A 14,316-nucleotide genomic window follows, 5' to 3' on the forward strand; every position below is an offset into this window, starting at 1 on the left:
CTTTCAATAAAATAATAAGATTTAAAAAAAATCCATTCTGCAAAACAGAATGGATTTTTTGTTTACTATCGTTTTTCAATCAAAATACTTACTGCGTTTCCACCAAAACCTACAGCGTTTATCAAAACTTTTTTAATCGATTTTGCCTGAGTTTTTACTTCTGAAAAAGGCACTCCAATAAATGTATCATGCTGCATCATAAAAAGTGCTAATTCTAAGCTCAACATTCCAGATGCGCCAAAGGTATGCCCGACTTTCCATTTGTTGGTTGTCAATAACGGCAATTTAGATCCAAAAACTTTTTCTACAGCGCGCAATTCTGTCAAATCACCTTTTATTGTTCCTGGTGCGTGCATGACGATTACATCAATATCTTCTAATTTTTCGTCTTTTAAAGCCATTTTCATGGATTTCTGAAAACAGTCCGCTTCTGCAGAAATAGAAATATTATGCTCTAGGATTTCGGTTGCATAACCAACACCAGTAACATAAGCGATTGCATTGTCTTTTTCTCCTGCTTCTAAACAGCAAACCGCTGCGCCTTCACCCAAAATCATGGTGTTTTGGGTTTTCTGAAAATCAAAAGCGAGATTTGGCCAAGCTTGTTCATCTTGATTAATTTTTGAATATATTTTGAGCGCACGCATCTGGGCAATTGTAAAATCAGTCAAAGGCGCTTCGCTCCCTCCTACTAAAAACTTATCTGCCATTCCTGATTGCAGCCAGGCAATTCCATTTAAAACTGCATGAAGTGCTGTCGAACAAGTTATAGAATGCGATATTTCTGGACCATGATTTTGTAAATCATGTGCAACCCAAGAGGAGATATTTCCTAAAGTAGTTGTTGGAGAAGCCAAAGTCTGTGCTTTTCCCGTATCTATATATTCTTTGTAATGCTTTTCAAATAAATCAGTAGCACCACGTGAAGAACCAATATTGATTCCAAAAACAGCCTTTGAATTCCAGCCTGCCTCTTCAATAGCTTTTCGTGAAACTGCTAATGCAAATAAAACCGAATCATCTAAAAACTTATATTTAGAATCTGATTCCCGAATTGTTTTAATAAGCTCCTTCGATGCAACATCAAGAACAGCAACAGAAGTCTCTTGCTGATCTATAAATTGTTTGGAAAAGCAATGTTGGCCATCAAGATATTTTTTCCAAACTTCATCAGTATTATTTCCTAGAGAAGAAATGGAAGAGAAAGCTGTTATGGAGATTTTTGTTTTCAATGTTACTGATTTTTAAACGTGCAAGTTCGCGAAAAATTAGAACTTTATTATAACCATATAAGAGATATAAGCAAATGTAATAAGACCAACTAGACCAAACTTTTTTATTGAATTTATATCTCTTATATGATTGAAAAACCTATACCATTTCAATCGCTTCTTCAATAGTTTTATATACTTCTTGAAGTTGATCATCGGTTATAATATAAGGTGGCAAAATATAAACAATGTTGCCAACTGGTCTCAAAATTACTCCATTTTCGATAAAGAAATTATAGAGTTTTGTGCGCATTGAGCCGTAGTAACTTTCTTCAGAATCTGATTTGATTTCGACGGCAAAGATAACGCCTAAGGTTCTGGCTGTAATTACTTTTGAATGATTTTCAATTTTCTTTTGAAAATCTAAATGACTCGCATTAATTCTTTTGATGTTCTGCTGCATTTCCGATGTTTGCAATAAATCTATACTTGCCAAAGCCGCTGCACAACCAGTTGGATTCGCCGTGAAGGTGTGCCCATGAAACAAAGCTTTATTAATATCATCATCAAAAAAAGCATCAAAAATGTCTTTAGTAAAAGTTGTAATTGCCATAGGTATTGTTCCTCCAGTCAAAGCTTTCGACAAACAAATCATATCTGCTTCTTCAGAAACATAATCCATTGCAAATGTTTTTCCTGTTTTCCCAAAACCGGTCATAACTTCATCTGCAATAGTTAAAACTTGGTTTTCTTTACAAATCCTAATTAGTTTTGCTAATGCTTCTGGCTCGTACATTACCATTCCGGCTGCACCCTGAACTAAAGGTTCGAAAATAAATCCGGCACAATTATGATTTTGAATTGCATTTTTTAAAGCATCAAAACTAATTTGTTCCTTTCCTTTTACTGGAACAGGAATCCGAACAACATCAATAAACATTCCTTGAAAAGCTTGGGTATAAAATGAAATGCCACTTGCCGCCATTGCTGCAAAAGTATCTCCGTGAAAAGCATTTTCAAAAGCAATTATCTTGGTTCGTTTTTCATTTTTATTAAAGAAATATTGCAAAGCTACTTTTATAGCTACTTCAACTGCTGTCGAACCATTATCAGAAAAGAAGATTTTCTCTTGGTTTTTAGGCAAAATTTCCATGAGTTTTTCTGCAACTTTTATCGCGGGTTCATGTGTAAAACCTCCAAATAAAACATGTTCTAAAGTGGTCAGCTGTTTATAGATCGAATCAGCAATAAATTTATTACTGTGGCCAAACGGATTTACCCACCAAGAGGCAATCGCATCGATGTATACTTTATTATTTTCATCCCACAGCAACGCGCCTTCACCTCTCGATATTACAATTGGCGTTTGAGAAGTTTTGTGCTGCGTATACGGATGCCAAAGATATTGGCTGTCTTTTTCAGATAAAGTCATTTTTTAGGATATAGAAAACAGAGTATAGAGCAAAGACTAAACCACTGTAGTTTTGACAAAGATAGAAAAGTCTGTTTTCTTTATTCTATATTCTTTGCTCTATAAATTAACAAGGTTTTGTCGGAACAAATCGGCGTATTCTTTAATTACATTTTGATCGAAGTACGGTTCTTCGTCAATTCTTCCAATGCATTTTATTCCTGTTTTATTCAAGATTAAACTTTCAGTCGGTTTGTTTTCGCTGCCGCTGAAGATAATTCCGGAAACTTGCAAACCTCGATTCTGAATTGCTTCAACTGTCAATAAAGTATGATTAATGCTGCCAAGATAATGTCTTGAAACAACAATAATTTTATAATCCGGTTTAATCAAATCAATAATAGTTTCTTTTTCGTTCAACGGAACAAAAATCCCTCCAGCTCCTTCAATAACTAAATTATTATCTGTTTCTGGTTCTTGAATTTGACTGACATCAATTGTAATTCCATCAATTTCCGCTGCCCAATGCGGACTCGCTGGCGTATTTAACTGATAAGCATTTTCAAAAATTTTAGATTTTTGATTGGAGATTTTAGATTTGATTTTATGACTGTCAGAATTGCCTAAATCACCAGCCTGAATAGGTTTCCAATAGTCAGCTTCTAAAGCTTCAACCACAATTGTAGCAACTATGGTTTTACCAACATCGGTAGAAATTCCTGTTATAAATATTTTCATGATTTTGTTACGCAGAGATTCACAAAGCTACACAAAGCTACACAAAGAATAAATAATTTTGGGGATCTCTGCATTTTCCCTGTGAGTCTCTGTGTAATATTCTCTGCAAAATACCAATAAAAAAGAAACCCATCATTACAATGGGTTCTATTTTTGTTTATTCTTCTTTTAATTCGTCGATCACTTTTTTGATTTCTTTGGCGTATTTACCGTAAAATTTTTGAACCCACCATTCCAGCATAATTCCCATAAAAAGCATAGTAAAAATAACTACTGAGGCCAATACTGCTAATTGATAATTTGTAATTTCATTTGACAAAAAACCAGGAATTTTAGATAATTGAAAATAAAAAAGGCCGATCAAATATAAAATTAAAAAAGGTGTCAAGGCAAATCCAAAAGTTTTATACAATTCCATATTAAGTCTTATGTCAAAATAAGTTTCATACAAACTGTCTTTCGTTTTTAATTCTATCGAGCCTAATCTCTTATAAAATAAATATAGTTTTATCAAATAATAAAGGCTTACGGCAGTAAAAAGGCTATAAAGCAGATAAAACAAAACGATTCCTTTTTGCGGAAAATTGCATAATATGGGAATAAATCCTATAAAAATAATTGAAAGTATTTGATAAATAAATTCGTTTTTTAAATTCTTTTTGATTTTATCCAGTGGCGTATTTGCCGATTGTATTTTTTCTAAATTATTTGGAAGAACGACATTTTCTGTCTTTTCGTTATTCCATGCATTTTGTATATCGTTAAAATCCATATCCTTGATTTTTAATTATTTCTTTTAATTTTTCTTTTGCTCTGTTCAGTTTTACGCGGGCATTCCCTTCAGAAATTCCAAGGTTTTCTCCAATTTCTTTATGCGAGAAACCTTCTAACTGATAAAAAATAATGGCTTTGTCAATTTTTTCAAGTTTCTGAACTGCTTTATAAAAATGATCAAGCTGACTTTCTTTTATATGCGAATCGCCTTCTTCGTCTTTAATATTTTCAGAAGCAATTTCATACTTATCTACTTTTCGCTTTTCTTTTCTAAGAAAAACAATTGCTGTATTTACTGCGACGCGATACATCCAAGTCGAAAACTGACTTTCATTTCTAAAAGTGTCGTACGATTTCCAAAGCTGACAAACAATTTCTTGAAAAAGATCTTGCTGATCATCAAAATTATCCATGTACATTTTAGAAACCTTGTACAAAATTCCTTTGTGACTTTCTATCCGTTTTAAAAACTCTTGTTCTTTCTCTTTCAAAACTTTTCTAGTTCATTACCGGTTTTACACTATATCCTGCTTTTCTTAACAAATTAATCACTCCAAATTCTCCTCCTAAATGTGCCGCTCCAAAAGCAAAAAACACAGATTCTTTTTTCATTAATATTGGCATTTGATTAATCCAATTGCTGTTTCTGTCATCTAAAATTGTTTTTCTGGTTTTTTCACTTGCAAATCTTTCATCCGTACTAAATTCATGCAATTCATCAATGTTCTCCATTTTATAAGCCGTTACTAATTTAGATGTTTCTTCTGGAGTGGATTCACTTAGCATGGCAATCATTTCGTTATTTGAATAAGCATTTTCAAGTATTGCAAACTGAGATTTAACCGTTTCAAGTCCGCCTATTTCAATATTTCTTTTTTTGGCTTGATCAATAAATTCCATTTCATAAAGTTTTATATCTGTACAGCCAAAAGATTTCATTGAGATTAAACTCATTACTGTCATTAAGCTAAAAGCATCTACTTGTTGCACCGTCATTCCAGTTGTCTTTTTCAAAATCTCATCTAATTTAGACAATTGTTCTGGACTTAACTTTTTGCTTAATGGTTCTTTTCCCATAGCCAGTTTTTGCATCTCTGTCATCTCTTTCGGATCAGCGAAATTGATTTCTAGCACTAATTTATTTGATGCTTCGAATGCTTTTTTTGTTTTTTCAGTAAGAAAATAATCTCCTCCGCAAATCATATGAATGGTTCCGTATAGATAAGAAGGTTTCGATAATCCGTTTCCTGATACTTCCCACAAAAGAGAATTTTCAAGTTTTGTAACTGTTGTCTGTGCTTGAGTTGCTCCACTAAAAATAATGGCGATTGCCACTACTGCTGCTTTAAATAAATTTTTCATTTTGATTGATTTTAAGTTGATTATTGATTGATGATTTTGATGATTGAAACTCCAAATTATAGTTTGCTGTATTTTTCTCTTTTTATAGAAGCATAAGTTGCTATAAGCAGACAAATAATTATTATTGTAAAATCAGGATATGGTTTGCTATAGAAAAAATGATTTACTAAAGAATAAGTTACCTGAATGGAAGTTAAAACAAGCAATAAATTACAAATGATTTTTTTTACAAAAGTGATTATAGTTTTCATAATTATTTGGTTTATTTGATTACGGCTCGTAAGTAATCGAATAATCAAAACGTTACAAAAAAAATTTAAACTTTTTTCAAAAAGTACGGAAATTCAGCTATTACACAGGAATTCAAAAAGAAAAAAACAGAGAAAACACAAAAAATAATTCTTTATTTTCTCAGTCGTTACTCTCTCTGTTGAATAGAAAACTAAAAAATGGAATTTCTTAATAATTCTAGTACTTGATTAATTTCTTCTTCAGAATTATAACTGTGAATACAAAAACGCAGACGTTCCTGACCTTCTGGAACTGTTGGCGACAGAATTGGTTTTACATCGAAACCTCTATCTTGCAACTGTTGCGCTAATCTTTTGACATTTTCATTACCGGGAACAATCGCAGATTGAATGGCAGACTTGCTTCTAACAAACATCGGCTTTAAGCCTAATAAATTTTTCTGCTGATTAAACAAAATTATATTCTGGCGCAGTTTATCTATAGTTTGTGCTTCGATTTCTAATTGTTGATAGGCAATTAAAATTGTGGCTACAGAATGTGGAGACAATCCTGTTGTGTAAATAAAACTTCTGGAGAAGTTTATCAAATATTCCTTAAGTTCTGAACTACCTAAAATTGCAGCGCCGTGACAGCCCAAAGCTTTTCCAAAAGTCATAATTCGGGCAAAAATTCTATTGTGCAAGTGCAGATATTGACTTAAGCCTTCTCCTTTTTCATCAAAAACACCTAGAGTATGTGCTTCATCAACCACTAAATAGCAATTGTATTTTTCTGAAAGCTGCGCTAATTCTTCAAGATTTGGACTATCACCATCCATAGAAAAAACGGTTTCAGTAATGATGTAGATATTTGTGTCTGGAAATTTAAGTATAAGACGTTCTAAATCTTCAAAATCATTATGATTGAATTTATATGATTTGGCATTCGACATTGTAATTCCGTCCCGAATAGAAGCATGACTTAGTTCATCATATAGAATAACATCGTTTCGTTGTGGTACAGCGCTAAAAAAACCAACATTGGCATCATAACCCGAATTAAAAATTAAAGCCGATTCAGCCTCATGAAAATGCGAAATGAAATTTTCCGCAATTTGATATAAAGAATGGTTGCCAGAAATTAATCTTGAACCTGTAGCCCCGTTCTGAATAATCTCATTTTCGACTAAATAATGATGTGTTAATTTAAAAATCGATTCTGATTTCGAAAATCCGATATAATCGTTAGAAGAAAAATCGACAAGATTATTAAAGCTTGGCAATTGTCTCAACGAATTATTTTGCTTCCTGTTTTCAAGCCTTTGAATAAGATTTTCTGGTAATTTCATAAAAACAAAGTTATGAAAATCAAATCAAACATTATTTCAGATTTTCTTTTTCAATCCATTTGAAGTTTCCTTTTTCAGTAGCATCAAGTAAATTTACATCTAATCCAACAGCAATGCAATAGGCTAGTGTAAAAGCCGCTTCCGAATTTAGGTATACTGAAACTGTTTTCTTTTTCGTGTCAGAAAGCCAAATTTTAATTTCAAAATCTCTATCTGAATAATTTTTATAAACCGATACATATTTAACATCCTTAAAAATTATATCCTTGCCTAACTGAATTTTAAACAATGTAAAATTAAATCGAACTGTTTTTAAGTCAGTATTTGTATATACTTTTTTAGTAAAAGTTAATCCAGCTGCACATATAAAAATCACTAAAACAGCAAGTGTGAATCTTAATCCGTATAAAACCTTTCCTAAATAAAAAAGATCTACCATTTCAAGAAACATAAACGATAATAAAAAATAGAAAAAAAAGGTAATTAGATAGTGCCAAAAAGGTCTTTTTGAAATATAAATTAATTCCTCTCTTTGATTTTCTTCCATGCTCTAAAAATAAAAAAAGCCAAACAATAATGTTTGGCTTTTTCATTTATTTTGAAATTGTCTTAATCAACTAAAACAATTACTTTATTATCTTTCATCTCGATAGTACCCGATGTAATCTCTAATGTATAAGTCTGATCGTTTACTTTCTTGAATTTAGTCGCTACCTCTTTAGAAAAATTGAAGTTTGAAGCTGCAATTTTAATAGTTCCTTTTTCTAAAATAGAAACAATAGGAGCGTGATTGTTCAAAATTTGAAAGCTTCCATCAACTCCAGGCAATGTAACAGATGTTACTTCTCCTGAAAATAATTTTGCTTCTGGTGATACTATTTCTAAAATCATTTTTTTTTTTAGTTATGAGTTATAAGTTATGAGTTATAAGTGAGTTGAAACTCATAATTTATAACTCATAATTCATAATTATATTAAGCTTCAGCCAACATTTTTTCTCCAGCTTCGATAGCATCTTGAATAGAACCTTTCAAGTTGAAAGCTGCTTCAGGAAGATGATCTAATTCACCATCGATAATCATGTTGAAACCTTTGATAGTATCTTTAATATCAACCAATACTCCAGGAATACCTGTAAATTGCTCCGCTACGTGGAAAGGCTGAGACAAGAAACGTTGAACACGACGTGCTCTAGATACTGATAATTTATCTTCTTCAGATAATTCTTCCATACCTAAGATCGCGATAATATCTTGCAATTGCTTGTATTTTTGAAGAATTTCTTTTACTCTTTGTGCACAGTCGTAGTGCTCATTTCCTAAAATTTGAGGAGTTAAAATTCTTGAAGTAGAATCTAACGGGTCAACCGCAGGATAAATACCTAACTCAGCAATTTTACGAGACAATACTGTTGTAGCATCTAAGTGAGCAAACGTTGTTGCCGGCGCCGGGTCAGTTAAGTCATCCGCAGGAACGTAAACCGCTTGTACAGATGTAATAGATCCTTTGTTTGTAGATGTAATACGCTCTTGCATAGCTCCCATCTCTGTTGCCAAAGTTGGTTGGTATCCTACTGCAGAAGGCATACGACCTAAAAGTGCTGATACCTCAGAACCTGCTTGTGTAAAACGGAAGATGTTATCAACGAAAAACAATACGTCTTTACCTTGATCAGTTCCAGCTCCATCACGGAAATACTCAGCGATAGATAATCCTGAAAGTGCTACACGAGCACGAGCTCCAGGAGGCTCATTCATTTGTCCGAAAACGAAAGTAGCTTTAGACTCTCTCATTCCTGGCATATCTACTTTAGACAAATCCCATCCTCCATTTTCCATAGAGTGCATGAAATCATCACCATATTTAATAATTCCTGACTCTAACATCTCACGAAGCAAGTCATTTCCTTCACGTGTTCTTTCACCTACTCCTGCGAATACTGAAAGTCCACCGTGACCTTTTGCGATATTGTTGATCAACTCCTGAATCAATACTGTTTTACCAACACCTGCACCACCAAACAATCCAATTTTACCCCCTTTTGCGTAAGGCTCAATCAAATCGATTACTTTAATACCTGTGAATAAAACTTCAGATGAAGTTGATAAATCTTCGAATTTAGGAGCTTGTCTGTGAATAGACAAACCGTTTTCTCCAGTTTTTGGCAAGTTTCCTAAACCATCAATTGCATCTCCAATTACATTGAATAATCTTCCATATACATCTGGACCGATTGGCATTTGGATTGGATTACCAGTTCCAACTACTTCATATCCTCTTGACAAACCATCTGTTGAGTCCATAGAAATGGTACGAACAGTGTTTTCTCCAATATGAGATTGTACTTCTAGAACTAATAATGTTCCATCTTTTTTAGTGACTTCTAGTGAATCATAAATTTTTGGAAGTTCAACATCCTTACCGTTGAAAACTACGTCAACTACTGGTCCAATGATTTGAGCAACTTTTCCTATTACTTTTGACATTACTTATGTATTTATTAAATAGCTATTTAGGTTTATCGAAAATACCTCTTTTTTCAGAGCGCAAAGATAATTTTTTAAAATATAAAATCAATATTTTTTTTATAAAAAATACTACGATTTTGTTTGATTCCTAAAAGTCAGGCTTCAAAAACCGAAAATAGCATTTTTTAGCAAAAATAAAAAAAGCCACTACATTTTAGAAACGCGTGACTTTCTTACTAAAAAAATTGGCTTTATTATAAAGATGCGGGATATTGAATTGGATATAAAGCCAAATCAACATGACGCAAAGTCGAACCGTATTGTTTGTTAATTGCATCTATAAAAATATTTGCGATTAAACCATAACCTCTTGCACTTGGATGAACTCCATCTAAAGAAAAAGCTCCTCCGGTAACATATGTAGAAGTCATACTGAAATTCCCAAATCGAATTCCTCCACTTGATAACTGGGTTAAAGTCGCTCTCGTATCAACAAAAGCCAAACCTTTTTCTTTGGCAACGGCTTCGATTGTTACATTATAAGCGTCTGTTGCTTTTTTAATCTCAGCAATTTCCGTCGGAATTAGTACGTGTTTATCCTGCAAAGGATAAGTTACTCCAAATTTATTTAATGGAGCAGGCGGTGCAATTCCAAGACCAGAATCCTCAGCCACTGGCGCAGCACCAATTGCAGTTCTTGTTGGCAAAACTACAAGATCTGTAGCTTTAGCTTGTCTTGCCTGTCCAAAAACAGCTCCATAAAAAGCCGCAGTCTGAGCTCCTAATGTTGGTGTAAATGCAGCCGTTAACTGAGCTGATAAATTAGTCAGCGATTCATCTTTTATTAAAACCGGATTAGCAGCAGTTTCAGACAACAAATTAATTCTGTCTCCTGCACTAAACGCAGTCAATGCTTGTTTTAATGGTCCATATAATTGTGCATTCAAAGCTTGAATAGTTGCTTTACCCACTGCTTCATTATCACCACCCAGCGATTTAGCCGTAAGCGGATTGTAAGGAACAGTTGTAAAATAAGGCAAAGCTGTAATGTATGGCAAATTAGCCACCACTCCTTTTGCTCCTTTCGAAGTTAGACCTGTAACCAAATTATTGTAAACACTTGCAAAAACTGCTGGATCTGTAATATCGTTTCCTCCATAAGTCGCTGGATTTGCATTTCCTGTTTGGTCTTTTCCAATTCCACCAGAAGTTGCATAAGCTAAAACATCATTTCCACCAATAAATAAAGAGAAAAAAGTCGGATTCTGCGCTACCGCATCAGCCAAAACTGTTGTTGAAGGCGCACTGGCAAATCGAACAAAATAAGGATTTGAAGCTCCTGTTGCCAATCCAGCCACATTACCATAACCTGCGGCTAATAAATGAAAACTCTTAGCACCCGGAACACCTAAATTACCAAACGAACCTGTAAGATGCGCTGTCACTTCAGTAGTTGGTGTACCCGAAACATTTACCGGTCCAACTCCGTTGAAATACAAACGTGTTCCCGCCGCAACCTTTCCTCCTACAAGCAAACCACCAATATTATCATTCATAAACGGAGTTGCAAAAGCACCTCCGCCGGCAGCAACAAATTGCTGTGCCAAAATATTAGTATAAGCTCCTTCTTGGCCTTTTTTAAACAGCGCATTATCACTATAACCCGCAGCAAAAGAATCTCCGAGCGCCACATATTTTGTAAAAACTGCTGATCCAGGAACAACAGGCACCTCTACCGGCGCATCACTTTCATCATTATTACATGCCATAAAGGTTAAAGAAACCAATAAAAGCCATTTTATATTTTTTTTCATGTCATTAAGTTTAAAATTAATACTTCTTTCATTTTACTTTTATTGAATAATAAAAAAAGAAAGAAAAACCTGCTTCATTCAATTAAATGCTTTTAATTATGGATTGATTGTCCAAGAAGCAAACCACATTTGGCCAATTGCTCCAGCTCCAATCACTTGAAGATAATCTGATCCAAAAAGATTAGTTGCCCCAACTTTAAGTACTGATTTAAGTTTTGGAAAAGCATAATTAATTTGAGCATCAAGAACAGTATTTTCTGGAATCATTCCGTCTCCGAAAGAAGATTGCCATAAATATTCTGTATTCCATCTCACATTTACATTAAAACCTAAATTTTTGATCACTTTAGCATTACCAAGTGACGCTTTAATCCTGTGTTTAGGCGTATTAAATCCAGCCACAAAACTTGGATCTTCTGATTGATCAAAGTCAAATTGCGCATAGTTATAATTAACTCCTACCTCAAAATCTTTATACACTTTTTTAGATAAACCAACTCCAAAACCAAAAGAAGAAATTTGAGCTGTGGTATTCGTATAAACTTGATAAACTCTTCTGTCACCAAATGCTAACGCTTGATAAGTTTGCTGTACTGCAGGATTAGAAGAATCTGTACCTACTGTTCCGTAATAAGGAGATATTACTCTCGCCGTATTCATGAAATCATTATAAATATTATAATAAGCATTCAAATCGATTGACAAATCATTTTGAACTACTGACCGATACCCAACTTCAAAAGCTTGAACTTGCTCCGGTTTTACCAATCCAATATTCGCAACTTTAAGATCTGCTGGATTTGCAGAAGCAGCAAAAGCCTGAACAGAAGCCACAGTATAAGCGTTATGATATGCATTTTGACCAGACATCGCGATAGTTGCAGGTTGCCCAGCTACTGCCTGACCTGCAGCACTTACATTTACAGTTTCTTGAAAACGATCTAAATTTTCAGGAGCTGAACCAATCAAAGCAAATGGACCTAAATCTAAACCAATATACTGATCTTGCGTTGTTGGATTACGGAAACCTGTTTGGTAAGACAATCTGAAGTTATGTCTTTTAGACTCTCCAGCAGAATAAACGAATGAAACTCTTGGTGAAATTTTTCCATCAAAGTTTTGACTTTTATCATAACGTAAAGATCCTGTGAATTTCAATCTATCTTCCATGAATTTTTTAGTCAATTGTCCGTAAGCGCCGTATTCTTTATAATCAATAGGACCATCATAATCTGTAAAGATAGTTCCTTCAGAATCCATTATGTATTTTCTCCAAGAACCACCAACTTGAATTTCAGCCCATTTAATAATATCTCTAAAATTATAATTCACATCTGTATGGTATAATTTTGAGTGATCAATAAATTTAGCCCCTTGAGTTAAATCAGGATTAGAAACTACAGTTGATAAAGCAGTTTTAAATTGAGGAGAACCCGGCTCAAATCTCGCCGATCTTGGAGCACTAGGATTATTAGGATCGGTATTTGGCACCAAATTTAAACCTGGCGAAACATTATAATCTGCGAAGTTTCTAGCATAATTTGCGGCGTCATTTGCATTAAGTCCAAGTACAGCAGAAGACAATTGAAAAGATCTTCCATAATCAGTAAACCAGTTTGTATCAGATTTTGCTGCTCTATTAACATTCCATGCTGCGAATCTCATATCGTATGAATTTCCTGCATCTTCATCTGTAGCATATGCTCTAACGAAAAAGTTCTTTCCTTTTACTTCAATTTTTCCTTGTTGCATCATAAAGCCTTTCAGCGCATATCTATTAGCTCCTTGATAGATTGTACTACCTAACCCAATTTTATATTGCAAGATAACTTCTGTCTCACTATCATTAAAAGGTTTGATATGTGCAGAAAAATCGGCTTTGACATTTTTAACCTTGTTATCTGTTAAATCTTGTTCACGGTATCCAGTTCTGCTTACTTGTCCAACATTTGGAATAAAAGTAGTAACCTCGTCTCCGTAAATATTTAATCCATCATAATTTTGATTCATTGCATGCCCAACAGAACCTCCAGTCATACTTCTTGTATCAGCAGCAATCCATTCAGTTGCCTCCATATAAGTAAAGTTGGCTTTTAAGGCAAAATGCTGTGTAAATGCTTTTGCTGCTCTAATTCCAAAATCATTGTAATCATTTGTTCCAGCTGCATTTTGAGTAGTCTGGCCATATTTGTAGTAAACACTAATTCCTTCATTTGTAAAAGGACTTTTACTGTTCATAAACATTATACCGTTAAAAGCATTTGCTCCGTAAAGTGCAGAAGATGCTCCAGGCAAAAGCTCCACATTAGCCACATCAATATCCGATATACCAATTAAGTTACCTAGTACAAAGTTTAGTGCTGGTGACGAGTTATCCATTCCATCAACCAATTGCATAAAACGAGTATTGGCCACAGAAGCAAAACCACGGGTATTAATCGATTTAAATGAAATACTGCTGGTATTAAAATGGACCTCTTTAAGGTTTTCTAATCCATCATAAAAAGTAGCTGCCGTAGTATTTTTAATTTCCTGAATTCCCATCCTCTCAATTGTAACTGGCGATTCAATTACTCTTTCTGGAGTTCTTGAAGCAGAAACTACGATTTCATCCAGTTTTGTTTCTTCATCTTTTAGAATCACATCAACTTTTTGATTCAGCGATGTAATACTAATCGTTTTAGTTTCAAAACCCACTGCCGATACTTTAATTGTAAAAGGCGGCTTCGCGGTAGTACTTAATTTAAATGTGCCATCAAAGTCAGTTGAAGTTCCTGTTGAACTTCCAACTACATTAACATTCGCACCAGGAATAGATTGTTTGTTACTATCGGTAACAGAACCAGTAATTGTGTTCTGCGCAAAGGAAACTCCGCAGAAAAACAACATAATTAGTAAATACACTCTCATTTTGGTTAGTTTTTGGTTAGTTTATCTAGCCAAAATACAAATAATTTTA

13 protein-coding genes are annotated in these 14,316 nt (G+C 33.9%); all 13 read right to left on the reverse strand.

What is annotated here, in order from left to right; genetic code table 11:
* Positions 1 to 65: 65 nt before the first annotated feature.
* Positions 66 to 1,232, reverse strand: coding sequence for a beta-ketoacyl synthase N-terminal-like domain-containing protein (locus IRZ83_RS05430; protein ID WP_194567360.1), 1,167 nt, complete (start codon positions 1,230 to 1,232; stop codon positions 66 to 68).
* 139 nt (positions 1,233 to 1,371) lie between these two features.
* Positions 1,372 to 2,643 (reverse strand): adenosylmethionine--8-amino-7-oxononanoate transaminase, encoded by a 1,272-nt coding sequence (gene bioA, locus IRZ83_RS05435; RefSeq protein WP_194567362.1) that lies wholly within the window; start codon positions 2,641 to 2,643, stop codon positions 1,372 to 1,374.
* Positions 2,644 to 2,742: 99 nt separating this feature from the next.
* On the reverse strand, positions 2,743 to 3,360 hold the full coding sequence (gene bioD / locus IRZ83_RS05440) for a dethiobiotin synthase (RefSeq protein ID WP_194567363.1): 618 nt from the start codon (positions 3,358 to 3,360) through the stop codon (positions 2,743 to 2,745).
* Between the two features lie 157 nt (positions 3,361 to 3,517).
* Positions 3,518 to 4,132: a hypothetical protein gene (locus IRZ83_RS05445; protein ID WP_194567364.1), complete on the reverse strand. Its 615-nt coding sequence runs from the start codon at positions 4,130 to 4,132 to the stop codon at positions 3,518 to 3,520.
* Positions 4,122 to 4,625, reverse strand: coding sequence for an RNA polymerase sigma factor (locus IRZ83_RS05450; RefSeq protein WP_029271053.1), 504 nt, complete (start codon positions 4,623 to 4,625; stop codon positions 4,122 to 4,124). The genes IRZ83_RS05445 and IRZ83_RS05450 overlap by 11 nt, the downstream gene beginning before the upstream one ends.
* Before the next feature lie 7 nt (positions 4,626 to 4,632).
* Entirely contained in the window at positions 4,633 to 5,496 is an 864-nt protein-coding gene (locus IRZ83_RS05455) for a TraB/GumN family protein (protein WP_194567365.1), read from the reverse strand.
* A gap of 56 nt (positions 5,497 to 5,552) precedes the next feature.
* Complete coding sequence (locus IRZ83_RS05460; protein WP_194567366.1) at positions 5,553 to 5,747, reverse strand: hypothetical protein; 195 nt, start codon at positions 5,745 to 5,747, stop codon at positions 5,553 to 5,555.
* A gap of 191 nt (positions 5,748 to 5,938) precedes the next feature.
* Positions 5,939 to 7,075 carry an aminotransferase class I/II-fold pyridoxal phosphate-dependent enzyme gene (locus tag IRZ83_RS05465; RefSeq protein ID WP_194567373.1) on the reverse strand — a complete coding sequence of 379 codons (1,137 nt, stop codon included), beginning with the start codon at positions 7,073 to 7,075 and terminating at the stop codon, positions 5,939 to 5,941.
* A 31-nt stretch (positions 7,076 to 7,106) separates the two neighbouring features.
* Positions 7,107 to 7,514, reverse strand: a complete 408-nt coding sequence (locus tag IRZ83_RS05470; protein ID WP_194567375.1) for a hypothetical protein — start codon at positions 7,512 to 7,514, stop codon at positions 7,107 to 7,109.
* 170 nt (positions 7,515 to 7,684) lie between these two features.
* Complete coding sequence (locus IRZ83_RS05475; RefSeq protein ID WP_029271058.1) at positions 7,685 to 7,966, reverse strand: F0F1 ATP synthase subunit epsilon; 282 nt, start codon at positions 7,964 to 7,966, stop codon at positions 7,685 to 7,687.
* A gap of 83 nt (positions 7,967 to 8,049) precedes the next feature.
* A complete protein-coding gene (atpD, locus tag IRZ83_RS05480; RefSeq protein WP_026984148.1) occupies positions 8,050 to 9,561 on the reverse strand; it encodes a F0F1 ATP synthase subunit beta in 1,512 nt (503 codons plus the stop codon).
* A 236-nt stretch (positions 9,562 to 9,797) separates the two neighbouring features.
* Positions 9,798 to 11,357 carry a lipase gene (locus IRZ83_RS05485; protein ID WP_029271061.1) on the reverse strand — a complete coding sequence of 520 codons (1,560 nt, stop codon included), beginning with the start codon at positions 11,355 to 11,357 and terminating at the stop codon, positions 9,798 to 9,800.
* Between the two features lie 96 nt (positions 11,358 to 11,453).
* Positions 11,454 to 14,267, reverse strand: coding sequence for a TonB-dependent receptor (locus IRZ83_RS05490; protein ID WP_194567377.1), 2,814 nt, complete (start codon positions 14,265 to 14,267; stop codon positions 11,454 to 11,456).
* Positions 14,268 to 14,316: the final 49 nt, after the last annotated feature.

It is taken from the genome of Flavobacterium sp. JLP (assembly GCF_015350755.1).
Lineage (GTDB): Bacteria > Bacteroidota > Bacteroidia > Flavobacteriales > Flavobacteriaceae > Flavobacterium.

Coding starts and splice junctions, on each gene's coding strand:
- bioA (WP_194567362.1), bottom strand. CDS start 2,643: ATGACTTTATCTGAAAAAGACAGCCAATATCTTTGGCATCCGTATACG.
- IRZ83_RS05445 (WP_194567364.1), bottom strand. CDS start 4,132: ATGGATTTTAACGATATACAAAATGCATGGAATAACGAAAAGACAGAA.
- IRZ83_RS05455 (WP_194567365.1), bottom strand. CDS start 5,496: ATGAAAAATTTATTTAAAGCAGCAGTAGTGGCAATCGCCATTATTTTT.
- IRZ83_RS05470 (WP_194567375.1), bottom strand. CDS start 7,514: ATGGTAGATCTTTTTTATTTAGGAAAGGTTTTATACGGATTAAGATTC.
- IRZ83_RS05485 (WP_029271061.1), bottom strand. CDS start 11,357: ATGAAAAAAAATATAAAATGGCTTTTATTGGTTTCTTTAACCTTTATG.
- IRZ83_RS05490 (WP_194567377.1), bottom strand. CDS start 14,267: ATGAGAGTGTATTTACTAATTATGTTGTTTTTCTGCGGAGTTTCCTTT.
- atpD (WP_026984148.1), bottom strand. CDS start 9,561: ATGTCAAAAGTAATAGGAAAAGTTGCTCAAATCATTGGACCAGTAGTT.
- bioD (WP_194567363.1), bottom strand. CDS start 3,360: ATGAAAATATTTATAACAGGAATTTCTACCGATGTTGGTAAAACCATA.
- IRZ83_RS05460 (WP_194567366.1), bottom strand. CDS start 5,747: ATGAAAACTATAATCACTTTTGTAAAAAAAATCATTTGTAATTTATTG.
- IRZ83_RS05475 (WP_029271058.1), bottom strand. CDS start 7,966: ATGATTTTAGAAATAGTATCACCAGAAGCAAAATTATTTTCAGGAGAA.
- IRZ83_RS05465 (WP_194567373.1), bottom strand. CDS start 7,075: ATGAAATTACCAGAAAATCTTATTCAAAGGCTTGAAAACAGGAAGCAA.